The 13,514-nt window shown below is 33.9% G+C and carries 15 protein-coding genes; 14 read left to right on the top strand and 1 reads right to left on the bottom strand.

The annotated features are described in order from the left end of the window. Window positions 1-70: 70 nt before the first annotated feature. Entirely contained in the window at window positions 71-1,222 is a 1,152-nt protein-coding gene (locus tag ABM4_RS07620) for a metallophosphoesterase (protein WP_016359098.1), read from the top strand. A gap of 65 nt (window positions 1,223-1,287) precedes the next feature. Here ABM4_RS07620 and mmp10 read toward each other — a convergent pair whose 3' ends face one another. Next, the gene (mmp10, locus tag ABM4_RS07615; RefSeq protein WP_016359097.1) at window positions 1,288-2,559 is read right to left on the bottom strand and encodes a methyl coenzyme M reductase-arginine methyltransferase Mmp10; all 1,272 of its coding nucleotides are present in this window, start codon (window positions 2,557-2,559) and stop codon (window positions 1,288-1,290) included. An 806-nt stretch (window positions 2,560-3,365) separates the two neighbouring features. Between mmp10 and mcrB the strand changes: the two genes are divergently transcribed. The 13 genes from mcrB to mtrH all read left to right on the top strand — a co-directional run bounded on the left by mcrB (window position 3,366) and on the right by mtrH (window position 13,410). After that, a complete protein-coding gene (gene mcrB / locus ABM4_RS07610) occupies window positions 3,366-4,697 on the top strand; it encodes a coenzyme-B sulfoethylthiotransferase subunit beta (protein WP_016359096.1) in 1,332 nt (443 codons plus the stop codon). Window positions 4,698-4,751: 54 nt separating this feature from the next. After that, window positions 4,752-5,207, top strand: a complete 456-nt coding sequence (gene mcrD, locus ABM4_RS07605) for a methyl-coenzyme M reductase operon protein D (RefSeq protein WP_016359095.1) — start codon at window positions 4,752-4,754, stop codon at window positions 5,205-5,207. Window positions 5,208-5,212: 5 nt separating this feature from the next. Next, window positions 5,213-5,809, top strand: a complete 597-nt coding sequence (gene mcrC, locus ABM4_RS07600; RefSeq protein WP_016359094.1) for a methyl-coenzyme M reductase I operon protein C — start codon at window positions 5,213-5,215, stop codon at window positions 5,807-5,809. Between the two features lie 2 nt (window positions 5,810-5,811). Further along, window positions 5,812-6,561, top strand: coding sequence for a coenzyme-B sulfoethylthiotransferase subunit gamma (gene mcrG / locus ABM4_RS07595; protein ID WP_016359093.1), 750 nt, complete (start codon window positions 5,812-5,814; stop codon window positions 6,559-6,561). Window positions 6,562-6,575: 14 nt separating this feature from the next. Beyond that, window positions 6,576-8,231 carry a coenzyme-B sulfoethylthiotransferase subunit alpha gene (gene mcrA, locus ABM4_RS07590; protein WP_016359092.1) on the top strand — a complete coding sequence of 552 codons (1,656 nt, stop codon included), beginning with the start codon at window positions 6,576-6,578 and terminating at the stop codon, window positions 8,229-8,231. A gap of 280 nt (window positions 8,232-8,511) precedes the next feature. After that, a complete protein-coding gene (mtrE, locus tag ABM4_RS07585; RefSeq protein ID WP_016359091.1) occupies window positions 8,512-9,393 on the top strand; it encodes a tetrahydromethanopterin S-methyltransferase subunit E in 882 nt (293 codons plus the stop codon). Between the two features lie 12 nt (window positions 9,394-9,405). Further along, entirely contained in the window at window positions 9,406-10,107 is a 702-nt protein-coding gene (gene mtrD, locus ABM4_RS07580) for a tetrahydromethanopterin S-methyltransferase subunit D (protein ID WP_016359090.1), read from the top strand. After that, complete coding sequence (mtrC, locus tag ABM4_RS07575) at window positions 10,108-10,899, top strand: tetrahydromethanopterin S-methyltransferase subunit MtrC (RefSeq protein ID WP_016359089.1); 792 nt, start codon at window positions 10,108-10,110, stop codon at window positions 10,897-10,899. It begins immediately after the preceding gene. Window positions 10,900-10,910: 11 nt separating this feature from the next. Continuing rightward, window positions 10,911-11,237, top strand: a complete 327-nt coding sequence (locus ABM4_RS07570; protein ID WP_016359088.1) for a tetrahydromethanopterin S-methyltransferase subunit B — start codon at window positions 10,911-10,913, stop codon at window positions 11,235-11,237. After that, the gene (mtrA, locus tag ABM4_RS07565; protein WP_016359087.1) at window positions 11,238-11,963 is read left to right on the top strand and encodes a tetrahydromethanopterin S-methyltransferase subunit A; all 726 of its coding nucleotides are present in this window, start codon (window positions 11,238-11,240) and stop codon (window positions 11,961-11,963) included. Between the two features lie 17 nt (window positions 11,964-11,980). Next, the gene (mtrF, locus tag ABM4_RS07560) at window positions 11,981-12,187 is read left to right on the top strand and encodes a tetrahydromethanopterin S-methyltransferase subunit F (RefSeq protein WP_016359086.1); all 207 of its coding nucleotides are present in this window, start codon (window positions 11,981-11,983) and stop codon (window positions 12,185-12,187) included. Window positions 12,188-12,198: 11 nt separating this feature from the next. Then, window positions 12,199-12,450 (top strand): tetrahydromethanopterin S-methyltransferase subunit MtrG, encoded by a 252-nt coding sequence (gene mtrG, locus ABM4_RS07555; protein WP_016359085.1) that lies wholly within the window; start codon window positions 12,199-12,201, stop codon window positions 12,448-12,450. Window positions 12,451-12,468: 18 nt separating this feature from the next. Further along, window positions 12,469-13,410, top strand: coding sequence for a tetrahydromethanopterin S-methyltransferase subunit H (gene mtrH / locus ABM4_RS07550; RefSeq protein ID WP_016359084.1), 942 nt, complete (start codon window positions 12,469-12,471; stop codon window positions 13,408-13,410). The last annotated feature ends 104 nt before the right edge of the window (window positions 13,411-13,514 follow it).

Here is a 13,514-nt window from a genome sequence, read left to right as displayed (position 1 = left end):
TTCAATTCAAAATTTTTAAATATCTTATTGGCCAATAGTTTTTATATAATTTTTTTTATAATGGGATACTATGGAATATTTCAAAAGAAGATATCTAATCAATGGACCAATTGGAACAGTCTTTCTTTTTATTTATAATTATTTTCTAATAGATATTTTATTTAGGTATATTGACTATCAATTAAATCCTGTGGTTCTTTTGTCTATCTGCTTATTCTTAGCCTTAGTAAATATAATATCCATTACCGTTGAGATGAACGCCTCCCATAAAATTACAAGAATATTTATGGAGATTTCGGAGCTTTGGAAATGGGCCTCATTGATGTTTTTATTTGAGCTAATCCTATTATATGTCTTAGGCCTCTTTATAAAAATTCCACGGGAATTGGTTCTAATATTATATTCATTGGTGATTGTTCTTGGAGTCTATGGCTATTATAATGCCCATCACATTAAAGTAAAATACCATAATTTGCCTATTTTAAAAGAGGATAATAATGAATCAATAGCTATCTTACATATTTCGGATGTGCACTTTGGTTCCATTAGAAGAGAGTCAATCCTGGTAAATCTAAAAAACAAAATCAATCAGGTTTATCTTGACTTAAAACAAGGGGGTATGGAACATATTGTTGTTATTATTTCAGGAGACCTTGTAGACGGTTCCTCTCCCGTTGATATTAAGGATTTGGAACCTTTAAAAGATATAAAACCTAAGGTTATTTTTACTCCAGGTAATCATGACCATTATCAGGATATAAATGGTTTATTAAATGATTTAGAAGAATTGGGTGTCATTGTCTTAAACGATGATAGTTTGGATATGAAAGATTTAGGATTAAATATTATAGGTTTAAATTTTAAGTATGAGGATATGGAAAGTAAATGGGAGGAATACCATTTTAATCTACCTGTAAATAAATCTGAAACAAATATATTAATATTCCATTTGCCTGTCTTCTATGAATATTTTAAAAAATTGGGTGTGGATTTACAATTGTCTGGTCATACTCATGGGGGACAGTTTTATCCTGCAAATCTATGGGTTAGGGCTGTTTATCATAAATTAAAAGGACTTTATGCTTTTAGTAGGGATGGTGTTTCAGATAGGTTTTATTTATCAGTAAGTACAGGTTTAGGTACTATGGGTCCCCCTATTAGAATAGGTACTGATTCAGAAATAGTGGTTTTAACATTAAATAATAAAGATTTTAAGAAATAGCTTTTTTTTTTAAAGCTTTTTAATTATATGGATTAAATGAAAATTTGTAATAATTTTCTATTTTATTAAATGTTTTCATGTCTTCCATTAAAATCTCTTCCATAGAAGTTTATCTCTCCAACAAGCTCTCTAAATTGTATTAACTCTTGTTCTATTACATCCTCTTCAGTCAACGTTCCACTTAATTCACCGTCAACACTTAAAGTATCCGGTCCACGTGTTACAAGCCTTTCAATGCCGTCTGCACTAAATATTCTATTTGCATCTAGTTCATGGATATAGGCTCTTCCTGGAATGAATACCGTATCTTGAACATTGGTTAAATCAATATCCTCAAGATCGTATTTTGTAATTAAACATGCAATATCCTTCTTAGTAGATATTACATTTACATGATCACTTGCTCCAATCTTTTCAAATATCCTAGCTATTTTTGGTCCTGCAACAGCAGATGATATGATTGTCGCATAACCTGTAACCTCCGGAATAAAATCTAGGTATGGTTCATTACCTTTGTTTGCAAGTGCAAATGGTGCACCTGTTTCTGGATCGCATACAGGTGTTCCAGTGATTCTAAGTTTTGGAAATTCTGAGTTGATGTCCTTTACAAGTTGCCCGAAACTTTCAACAGACTGGCTTTCAATACCATTGACAATAGGTCCGTTACCTAATATTAATCCACCTTCCGTTGTATTTGCAAATCTCATAAGGATACCTGCTTTGGCTCCCCACTCTTCCAGCTTTTCACAGGTGTTTCTTAAAACATCTCCGTCGTTTACCCCTGGAATAATTACCATTGCGGCATGTAATTCCGTGTTTTCTGAGAATATTTTGGCCGCCTTAAGGGAAACTTCCGGATTCGGATCTCCCATCCATTGATGTCTTAATTTAGCATCTGCCGCAAACAATGTGTAGGTAACCTCATCAACTCCAAGATTAATTAAATCCGTAACCCATTTCTCATCGTCAATACCTTTACCACTTGTATATCCTAAATGTATCGGTATCTGGAATTGGTGCAATGTGGCTGCTAAATCTTTAATCTGGGGATAACAGCTTACGTCTCCTCCACCACTAATATTTATTTTTAGATTATTGTCTCTAGGTGGGTTCAACATTAATGTGGTTTGAACCTCGTTAGCAACTAGATAAAACGGTTTAAATTCAGATTCCGCATCTTGAATTCCTATGGAACATCTTTCACATCCTATTTGATTAGGTGGACAGTATTTGCATCCTAATGGTTTTAAGTCCTTGACTTTCTTAAAGTAGCAGTATTTACAAAAACCCCTACAATCCTTTCCTGGAATACCGCCAACATCTGCTAATATTTGCATTTTAATCCTTCGGTTTATAATTTTTTATTCTTATATATTATTTGATATATTAATTATTGTAAATATTTAATATTATGTAACTATATCTCTTTTTTATAATATTAGTTTTTACTATTTTCAGCAATTTCCTTTATATTTTTAATATTTATTTGAAAAATCGTTTTTTAGAAAAATCTAAAACAGTTTTTAAGGGATTTGTTTTTTTAATTAATGTATAAATTACTATTGTTTTATATTTAATTTTAACTATTTTATTTTAAAGATTTTTTTAATATGATATATTCCTTTATTTTAAAGTTAACCTCTTTTAGTTTAATTTATTTCTCAAGGATTTCAAATTTTTTGAAATTTTTTTATTATCTTTTCATATTTGAAGTAATACCTTTTTTAAATTTATTAATTTAACGCCAAATTATTGAATTTTAAGTTCTTTTTATTTCTTTTTTAATTTATCTTAAACGGATTTTAAATTATTTTGATTAAACTAAAAAAACATTTAGTTATTTTTTTTATTTTACAATCGGTTTATTTTCTTTATTCGCCTTAATTTTCCTGTTTCGTCTTTTAAAAAAGTATTACTTTTTATTCTTTTTTTACTAATCAAAAGGGATTTATTATTACTTATAAATTTTACTGATTGTAAAAAAAGGTAATATTTATATTATATCTTTAAGATATTAAAATTTGTATACCATATGCTTCTATGCAAAATACTTGCTTTGTAGCTAACTTGACATAATCAAACAAAAACTAAAGTTTATGTTAAGTGGTATATTTGTAACTCTATTTATTTAGGAGGGAAAAAATTGGCGAAGTTTGATGATAAAGTCGATTTATACGACGATAGAGGTACATTAATTGATAGTGATGTACCTATTGAAGCTCTAAGTCCAGTACGTAATCCGGCTATTAAAGAAATTACTGCTGGTATTAAAAGAACCGTTGCTGTAAACTTAGAAGGTATTGAAAATTCATTACGTAATGCTGCTGTTGGAACAAAAGCTTCTAAAATATTAGGAAGAGAATTAGATCTTGATATTGTAGCAAATGTAGATGCGATTGCAGCTTCTGTAAAAAAAATGATTCAAGTAACTGAAGATGATGATACTGTAGTTGAACCTCTTTCCGGAGGTAAAAGACTTTTAGTACAAGTACCTACAAGAAGAATTGATGTAGCTGCAGAATACTCTGTTGCAACCTTAGCAACTTCTACTGCATTAACCCAAGCTATTGTTGAAACATGTGATGTAAGTATGTATGATGCTAACATGGTTAAAGCTGCTATCTTAGGTATGTATCCTCAAACCGTAAGTTATGACGGATCTAATATTAAAACTATGTTAGATGTACCTCAAAAATTAGAAGGTCCTGGTTACTCATTCAGGAACATTAAAGCTAACGATATGGTTGCAACTACCCTTAAAAACAGTTTCCAAGCTACTGCTTTAGCTAGTATCTTAGAACAAACTGCTATGTTTGAAATGGGAGATGCAATTGGTGCATTCGAAAGAACTCACTTATTAGGTTTAGCTTACCAAGGTATGAATGCTGATAACATGGTCTTAAGTTTAGTACAAGATAATGCTACTGACTCTTCCGTTGGTGACATTATGAATGATACTATTCAAAGAGCAATTGACGATAATGTAATTTCTGTTGAAAAAGATTTACATGGATTTAATTTATACCAAACCGACGATTTCGCAAAATGGAACGCATATGTAGCTGCAGGTTCTGTTGCTGCAACTATGGTAAACGTTGGTGCTGCTCGTGCTGCTCAAGGTATTCCATCCACACTTTTATACTTCAACGATTCAATTGAATTTGCAACTGGTTTACCTGGTCTCGACTTTGGTAGAGGTGAAGGTGTAGCTGTAGGATTCAGTTTCTTCAGTCACTCTATCTATGGTGGAGGAGGTCCTGGTTTATTCAACGGAAACCACGTTGTAACTAGACACAGTAAAGGTTACACTATTCCTTGTGTAGCTGCAGGTATGTCTTTAGATGCTGGTACTCAATTATTCTCTCCAGAAGCAACTTCTGGATTAATTAAAGAAGTATACAGTAGTATTGATGAATTCAGAGAACCTCTCAAATATGTTGCTGAAGCAGCTTCAGACATAAAAGGAGATATATAAATTTATAAAAACTAATTATTTTTTAATAATAAGTCTAATAACGGGGTTGATATAATGGATATTGAAATTTTTCCACATAGGATGCTTGGTCCTGATACAACCGAGAAAATCTTAAATGATATTGAAAGTTTAGAGGATGTAAATAGGACAATTATTCATGGACCTAGACTCCCCCCAGATGATCCTGATCTTCTTCCTCAGTATAAAGAGAGAAGAGAAATAGTTGTTAAAGGTCAACCTATAACCCTTAAAGTTAAAACAGGTCGTATATTGGTTGAATTAACTTCCGAGTCTACAATCAATGAAATTGATAAAATTTGCAGTGAATATCTTCCTTTTGGATATGATATTAACACAAGTAGACGTGAATATATTAGAAAGCAAAGGACCGTGTCCGATGCTATTAAATATGGTCCTGATGACAATCTTCCAGATGAATTAGTCGGTATGACTGATGCTAGAAGACAAATGGCAGATGATCTTAATTTTATTAATGATGATATGGAATAGGTAATATGATAGGAAGAACAACTCATGTAGTTGATTGCCGAGAAACTATGGGTCTTGGTGAAGGAGGAGGTATTGCTCAAAGAGGTACTTTCGCTAAATGTGGAAGTGATGTAATAGCAGTAGCTATGTCTCCAGGTAAAAGACATATTACTAAACCGGTATGTGAGATTACATTTGCTTTACGTGAAGCTAATTTACTTACAAGTACCATGGTATTGAATGGTGGTGCAGGTCTTCCAGGAGATGCGCCAGGTGCAGGTGCTTCAAGTTTATTTGGTTTAACTCCTGATGAGATTGAACAATTAAAACAATATAAGTTATTAGTTATTCACTTAGGTGGTGTTAGAAACCATATTATTTACAAAGCAAGATTAATATTAAGAAATGTTAATAAACCTTGTGTAATTATTTGTGAATATCCTGTTGATTTTGAGGATTTTGCAAAGATTGGGGTTAAAACTTCTAAGGTTATGCCTGATGAAGTTAAAACAAAAGGAACCATTATTAATATAATTAGTGGTGTTATTAGAGGACAAACAGTTTCTCAAGAACAATTAGACGAAATTATTAGAAAAGTTAAATTAGCATTAGGAGATGCATGATTATGGCACAATATTATCCAGGAACATCTCAAGTTTCTGAAAACAGAAGACATTTTGCTGACCCAGAACAAAAGTTAGAAAAATTACGAGAAATTTCAGACGAAGATGTAGTAAAAATATTAGGTCACAGAGCTCCAGGTGAAGAATATAAACATGTTCACCCTCCTTTAGATGAAATGGATGAGCCTGATGACATTGTAAGAGAACTTGTTACACCTATTGACGGTGCAAAAGCAGGAGACAGAGTAAGATATATTCAATTCGCTGATTCCATGTACTTTGCTCCAGTTCAACCTTATGTAAGAGCAAGATCTTACATGAACAGATACAGAGGAATTGATACTGGTACTTTATCAGGAAGACAAGTTATTGAAGCAAGGGAAAGAGATTTAGAAAAACTTTCTAAAGAATTATTAGAAACCGAATACTTTGACCCAGCAAGAACCGGAATTAGAGGTAAATCTGTACACGGTCACTCTTTAAGATTAGATGAAGACGGTATCATGTTTGATATGTTAAGAAGACAACTTAAAAACAAAGAAACTGGACATATCGAAATGGTTAAAAACCAAATTGCTATTCCTTTAGATGAACCAATTGATATTGGTGAACCTTTAGATGAAGAGAAATTAAAATCTATCACTACTATTTACAGAGTAGATGGTGACAAATACAGAGATGACAAAGACGCTGTAGAAGTATTACATAAAATCCACCTTACAAGAACTCAAGGAGGATATAACCCTGAATAGGGGAGGTTATTATTATGGCTGATAAGAAATTTTATGAAGCATTAAATAAAAAATTTAAAGAATCTCCAGAAGATAAAACCACTACTTTCTACAATTTAGGTGGATGGAAACAATCAGAAAGGAAAACCCAATTTTACGAAGCTGGTAAAGAAATAGCTGAAGAAAGAGGTATTCCTATGTACAACCCTGATATTGGAAGTCCATTAGGTCAAAGAACTTTAATGCCTTACCAATTATCTACTACTGATACCTTTGTAGAAGGGGATGATTTACACTTTATTAACAATGCAGCTATCCAACAATTATGGGATGATATTAGGAGAACTGTACTTGTAGGATTAAACACTGCTCATAACGTACTTCAAAGAAGATTAGGTATGGAAGTAACTCCTGAAACCATTACTAATTACTTAGAAACTGTAAACCACGCAATGCCTGGTGCAGCAGTTGTACAAGAACACATGGTAGAAACTAACCCATACTTAGTATCAGACAGTTATGTTAAAATTTTCACTGGTGACGATGAGTTAGCAGATGAAATCGATCAATGTTATGTATTAGATATTAACAAAGAGTTCCCTGATGACCAAGCAGCTCAACTTAAAGCTGAAGTTGGAGATAAAATCTGGCAAGTTGTTAGAGTTCCTTCTTTAGTAGGAAGAGTTTGTGATGGAGGTACTACCTCAAGATGGTCTGCTATGCAAATTGGTATGTCAATGATTTCCGCATACAACCAATGTGCTGGTGAAGGTGCAACTGGTGATTTCGCATTCGCTACAAAACACGCAGAAGTTATTCAAATGGGTGCTCCATTACCACAAAGAAGAGCAAGAGCAGCTAACGAACCTGGTGGTGTACCATTCGGTTACATGGCAGATATTGTACAATCCTCCAGAGTTAACATGGATGACCCAGTAAGAGTAACCTTAGATGTTGTAGCTGCTGGTGCTGCATTATACGATCAAATCTGGTTAGGTTCATACATGTCTGGTGGTGTAGGATTCACCCAATATGCTACTGCAGCATATACTGATAACATCCTTGATGACTTTGCTTACTATGGTAAAGATTACGTAGAAGATAAATATGGCGGATTAACCGAAGCTCCTAACAACATGGATACTGTTCTTGATGTAGGTTCTGAAGTAACATTCTATGCATTAGAACAATATGATGAATACCCAGCTTTACTTGAAACCCAATTCGGTGGATCTCAAAGAGCTGCTGTTACTGCAGCTGCTTCCGGTTGTTGTACTGCATTTGCAACTGGTAACTCTCAAACTGGTTTAAGTGCATGGTACTTATCACAATACTTACACAAAGAACAACACTCCAGATTAGGATTCTATGGTTACGATTTACAAGATCAATGTGGTGCTGCTAACGTATTCTCTATAAGAAACGATGAAGGTTTACCACTTGAAATGAGAGGTCCTAACTATCCTAACTATGCAATGAACGTAGGTCACCAAGGTGAATACGCAGGTATTGCACAAGCTCCTCACGCTGCACGTAAAGATGCATTTTCATTTAACCCATTAATTAAAATTGCATTTGCTGATAAGAACTTATGCTTCGACTTCACTCAACCACGTGCTGAAATTGCTAAAGGTGCTTTAAGAGAATTCTCACCTGCTGGTGAAAGATCTTTAATCATTCCAGCTAAATAGGTGTATTAACACCTATTTTTTCTTTTTAATTTTTTTTATTCTGTGAAGGAATTTAGAAAAGTTTTTATATAAAAGTTAAAATATTATTATTAATACATTGGTTTTTTAGTTTTACTGATGTATCAAATAAATGAAGAGATTAATATTTGGATTAATATTATAAGTAAAATTTATTATCAGAAATAAATTTTAATTGTTTGATTTGACAATTTAAATAAAAAATCTACATTTCACGTTTATTAAATTATTAATTTAATAAAAACTAAGGAGGAAAAAATTTATGGACCCTATAACTTTAGGTGTTGTCGCATTGATGGGTGCTGCTGCAACTATCGGTGGAGCTGCAGAAGATTTAGAATCTGATGTAGGTTCACAAAGTAACCCTAACTCACAAGTTCAGTTAGCTCCTCAAATGGGACATTTACATAGAATTATAAATAAGGCAACTTCCGGTGAACCTGTAGCATACGGTGTATGGTGTGGTGTTGCTGGTGCTGTTGCATTTGTATTTATGTCATACTTAAACGTAATGCCTATTGTAGCAATTGTATTAGGTGCAGTTGTTGGTGCTTTCGTTCATTCTATTTATACAGTAACTTCTCATATGGGACGTATTGTAGGTCAATCTCAATTTGGACAACCATTGTTTATGGATGTATTGACTGAATGTTTAGGACCAATTGCTGGTCATGGATTTATTGCTACTTTTTGTATTGTTGGTATGTCTTATTTAATGATTATTCCTATTAATGGAAGTGCTTTACACATATTCCCATTACCAATCTTAGCTGTACTTTGGGGTATAACTATTGGTGCTATCGGATCATCTACTGGTGATGTATACTATGGATCCGAAAGTGAATACCAAAAATTCGCTTACGGTGCTGGTACTCCTGTAGCTATTCAAGGGGATATTGTAACTAAAGAAGCTATCGGAGCTAAAAACTCTATTGATGTAGTAGGTTTCTGTTCTAGATTTGGTGGACCTATTACTGGATTATGTTTCGGTTTAATCGTATTTTTAAGCTTCTGGATTACTATTGTTTTCGGAACTATTGGTGGACAAATTGCTGGTATTATTATTGTTTTACTTTTAATTTACTTAAATTACAAAGTTGAAACCTATGCTAGAAATAAATTTGGTCCATATGAAGAGGAATAAGGAGGTTTTACAATGGATTTAATTATGATGTTATTAATTATCATTGCTGGTGTCTGTATGGGTGCTGGTGTACACTTTATTCCTGTAGGTGGAGCTCCTGCAGCTATGTCTACCGCTACTGGTGTAGGTACTGGTACTGCTATGTTAGCAGCTGGTGCAGGAATGACTGGATTAATCACTGCAGCTTCATTAGAAGGTGCTGGTCTTGGATTAATTCTTCTTGCAGGTGCTATTGGTTCTATGATGATGATGGGTATTACTATGCTCTTTGGTAACTTTATTTATGTATTTGGTGTAGGTGTAGTACCAAGTTCAGGTAAAGTTGAAAAAGATCCAATTACTGGATTACCACAAGCTGCTTATAAAACTCCTGGTACCGAAGGTCACGGTGTTCCTACTGTATCCTTTGTTAGTGGTATCATCGGTTCTGCTTTAGGTGGTATTGGTGGAGGAATGGCTTTCTATGCTGTTCAAGAAATGGCTAAAAATTCTACCTTATTCGCTGGTAATATGCCAGTTATTATTGGTGTTGCTGCTATTTGTTCAATTGGTTTATTCTTTGTAAACTCTGTAGTTGCTTCATACAATATTGGAGGTACTATTGAAGGTTTCCACGATCCTAAATTTAAAAGAATTGGTAACGGAGCTTTAGCTAGTATTATTGCATCTTTAGTAATTGCTATTTTTATTGCACTTATTGTTGGAGGTATTTAAATGGCTGACGAAGGACAAGCTGTTAGTTCAACAAATTTATTAATATTAGGTGTTATTGGTGGATTAATTTTAGTTTATTTATCAACTGTTAATGCTACCATTGGACCTTTATTCGCATGCTTAGGTGGAGTTTGTGCTATTTTATGGGGATCAGATGCTATTCGTAGAGTTGCAAGTTATGGTTTAGGTACCGGTGTACCTTCCATTGGATATATGTCTTTAGGTGCAGGTTGTGTTGCTGCTTTAACAGGACTTGCTGTTGGTGCTCAATTCAACCTTGTTATTGCTGGACCTGTTTTAGCTTTAGTATTTGGTTGTATTATTGGTTTAATCATTGCTGTTGTTGCTAAAAAAATTGTCGGTATGAAAATCCCTGTATTAGAAAGATGTACTACTGAACTTGCTGGTGCTGCTGCATTATCTGTTGTAGCTTTCTCTGCAGCTATTGCTGGTTCTATTGATTTTACCCCAATCTTAAATAATGTAGTTGCAACTGGTTTCATTGCTTTATTATTTATCTTAAACACTATGGCAATCCAACACCCTTACAACGCTTGTTTAGGACCTAACGAAGATCAAGTAAGAACTCTTAAATGTGCTGCTTCTACAGCATTCTTATCAATGATTATTGTTGGTATCTGTACTATTCCTTTAGGTCACTCTGCTTGGTTACTTGTTGTTGTTGTCGGATTAATCGGATGGATTATTGCTTTCAGAAGCTTTGTTCAAGCTTCATACGAAGCAGCTGCATCTGTCAAATGGTCAGGATTATGGCCTAAAACAGAAGATTAGGAGGTACAAATATGGCAGATATGTTACCTTTAATACAAGTAGTACCTGAAATGAATGTTAACTTAGATCCTATATCTGGTGTCTTAGGTGCTGGTGGTGGAGACTTAGTTATTTTATCAATGGACGATATTAACGCAGAAATAGACAAAGTTTGCGCTGCTGCTGATGAATTATCTAACTCTTTAGATCCTACCACTGCTCCTGAAGGTTCCTATCCTAATAGGGAAGGAAACTATGTTATTGCAGGTACTTTAACAAATATGGTTTATGGATTTTTAATAGCAGTATTTATTATTATTGCTATGATTCCTGTATTAACTAAATTGGGGGTTTTATAGATGGCAGATAAAAAATCACCTGCAGACGGATGGCCATTAATTAGTGGTGAATATGAAGTAGGAGATCCGGAAAGCCCTGTTGCTGCTACTACCTTAGCTTCAGAACTTGCTGGAGATATTGTTGGTGCTGGTGCAGCTATTGCTGGTACCTGTCACACAGAAAATCTTGGTGTAGAAAAAGTAGTTGCTAATACAATTTCTAATCCTAACATTAGATTCTTAATTGTTTGTGGTGCTGAGGTACAAGGACATATTACTGGTCAATGTTTTGAAGCATTACATGCAAATGGATGTGATCCTGAGAAGAAAAAAGTTAATGGTGCAATTGGAGCAATTCCTTTTGTAGATAACCTTCCTTTAGAAGCTGTAGAAAGATTCCAAAATCAAGTTGAACTTATCTCTATGATTGATAACGAGGATGTTGGTGCTATAACTGCTAAGGTCAAAGAATGTATCGAAAAAGATCCTGGTGCTATTGAAGAAGAAGCTATGGTTATCGATGTTTCCGAAGGTGGAGAAGCAGAAGAAGATGAAGGAGAGGCAGTAAGAGTAGTTTCTGGAGAGACTGCATTACTCGAAGCACGAATTAGAGATATAGACACCGAAATCAAAATGATTGGTGCTATACAAAAGAATATGACTGGTAATTATGCTGGTAAAGTACAAGGTATTATGATTGGTCTTGTATTTATGATTGTAATTATGGGTCTATTCTTATTCTTCTAAACTGGAGGTAAGTTATTATGGTACAAATTTCAAACAAACCAAATGTCCGTGGACTTAAAAATACAGCTGATGATATTGAATATTCATCAAAACTTATCGGAAGGGAAGGAAGAGCTTATGCTGCTTTATCTTTTACTAGAACTAAAGGTATTGGTATAGGAGTTACTATTGCTTTTGTATTATTAATTCTCCTTCCTTATATAGCAAAATTATGTGGATTATAGAGGTGTAAAATATGGCTGATAAAGAAACAACACCTTCTGTAATGGTCGATTCAGAAGAATTTAATAAAGCAATGGTAAAATTAGACGATGCTCAAGAAAAAGTTGAATTTGCTTTAGGAGAATATTCTCAACGTTTAGGCCAACAAACAGGAAGAGATTTAGGTATATTATATGGTATGATGATAGGTCTTGCAGTTATGGTTGTATTTATTAAATTCAATCTTGCATCTTTAATGACCTCATTAATATCAGGTTTAATTTAGAGATTGGAGGTTTTATTAATGTTTAAATTTGATAAAGAACAAACCGTCGTAGATGTTGCAGGAGTCAAATGTGGAGGACAACCTGGAGAATATCCAACAGTTCTTTGTGGTACTATTTTCTACGGTGGTCACAAAATTATTTCAGATGAAAAAGCAGGTATTTTTGATAAAGATGCTGCTGAAGGATTAGTTAAAGAAATGGAAGAAATGTCTGATGTAACCGGAAACCCTTGTATTATACAAAACTTCGGTGCTACACCAGAAGCTATGGTAAATTACTTAGAGTTTATAGGAGATATTTCCGATAAACCTTTCCTTATAGATTCTACCGGTGCAGATGCTAAAATCGCAGGTATTAAATACTGTGATGAAGCTGGTCTTGCTGACAGAGCAATTTACAACTCTTTAAACATGTCTTGTGAAGCTGATGAAATTCAAGCTGTAAAAGATTCAGACATTGAAGCTTCTATTATTTTAGGATTCAACCCTATGGAACCTGGTGTTCAAGGTAAATTAAACATATGGGAAAATGGTGGATCTGTAATTGATCAAGGTATTTTAGAAATGGCTGAAGACTGTGGAATTACCAAATATTTCATGGATGTAGCTGTTACTCCTTTAGGTCAAGGTGGAGGTCCTGCTACCAGAACTACCTTTGCAGAAAAATCCAAATGGGGTTACCCTGTAGGTTCAGGTATTCACAATGTACCTTCCGCTTGGGATTGGTTAAAAGGATGGAAAAAAGAACACAAAGAAGCATGGCCTGTATGTGATATTGGTTCAGATATTGTTCAAGTACTAGTTGGTGGAGACTTCTGTTTATATGGTCCTATTGAAAACAGTCAAAAAGTATTCCCTGCTGTTGCTATGGCAGATTGTTTCATTGCTGAAGCAGTTGCTGAAATTGGAACTGAACCTGTTGAAGATCACCCATATAATAAATTAGTATTAAATTATTGATTTTCATAGGTATATTGTTTGATGTGTTGAAGGTCACCTTATACTAAATTAGTATAGGTACTTTACTGATTAGATGATTATTCATCTAATCTTCTTTTTTCTAT

This window comes from Methanobrevibacter sp. AbM4, assembly GCF_000404165.1.
GTDB classification, from domain to species: Archaea; Methanobacteriota; Methanobacteria; order Methanobacteriales; family Methanobacteriaceae; genus Methanarmilla; species Methanarmilla boviskoreani.
The sequence above is the reverse complement of the archived record's forward strand: the minus strand, read 5'-3'. Positions and strand labels throughout refer to the sequence as shown.

Excerpts from the sequence above, each read along its gene's own strand:
- ABM4_RS07620 (WP_016359098.1), top strand. The coding sequence starts at position 71 with ATGGAATATTTCAAAAGAAGATATCTAATCAATGGACCAATTGGAACA.
- mmp10 (WP_016359097.1), bottom strand. The coding sequence starts at position 2,559 with ATGCAAATATTAGCAGATGTTGGCGGTATTCCAGGAAAGGATTGTAGG.
- mcrD (WP_016359095.1), top strand. The coding sequence starts at position 4,752 with ATGGATATTGAAATTTTTCCACATAGGATGCTTGGTCCTGATACAACC.
- mcrC (WP_016359094.1), top strand. The coding sequence starts at position 5,213 with ATGATAGGAAGAACAACTCATGTAGTTGATTGCCGAGAAACTATGGGT.
- mcrG (WP_016359093.1), top strand. The coding sequence starts at position 5,812 with ATGGCACAATATTATCCAGGAACATCTCAAGTTTCTGAAAACAGAAGA.
- mcrA (WP_016359092.1), top strand. The coding sequence starts at position 6,576 with ATGGCTGATAAGAAATTTTATGAAGCATTAAATAAAAAATTTAAAGAA.
- mtrE (WP_016359091.1), top strand. The coding sequence starts at position 8,512 with ATGGACCCTATAACTTTAGGTGTTGTCGCATTGATGGGTGCTGCTGCA.
- mtrD (WP_016359090.1), top strand. The coding sequence starts at position 9,406 with ATGGATTTAATTATGATGTTATTAATTATCATTGCTGGTGTCTGTATG.
- mtrC (WP_016359089.1), top strand. The coding sequence starts at position 10,108 with ATGGCTGACGAAGGACAAGCTGTTAGTTCAACAAATTTATTAATATTA.
- ABM4_RS07570 (WP_016359088.1), top strand. The coding sequence starts at position 10,911 with ATGGCAGATATGTTACCTTTAATACAAGTAGTACCTGAAATGAATGTT.
- mtrA (WP_016359087.1), top strand. The coding sequence starts at position 11,238 with ATGGCAGATAAAAAATCACCTGCAGACGGATGGCCATTAATTAGTGGT.
- mtrF (WP_016359086.1), top strand. The coding sequence starts at position 11,981 with ATGGTACAAATTTCAAACAAACCAAATGTCCGTGGACTTAAAAATACA.
- mtrG (WP_016359085.1), top strand. The coding sequence starts at position 12,199 with ATGGCTGATAAAGAAACAACACCTTCTGTAATGGTCGATTCAGAAGAA.
- mtrH (WP_016359084.1), top strand. The coding sequence starts at position 12,469 with ATGTTTAAATTTGATAAAGAACAAACCGTCGTAGATGTTGCAGGAGTC.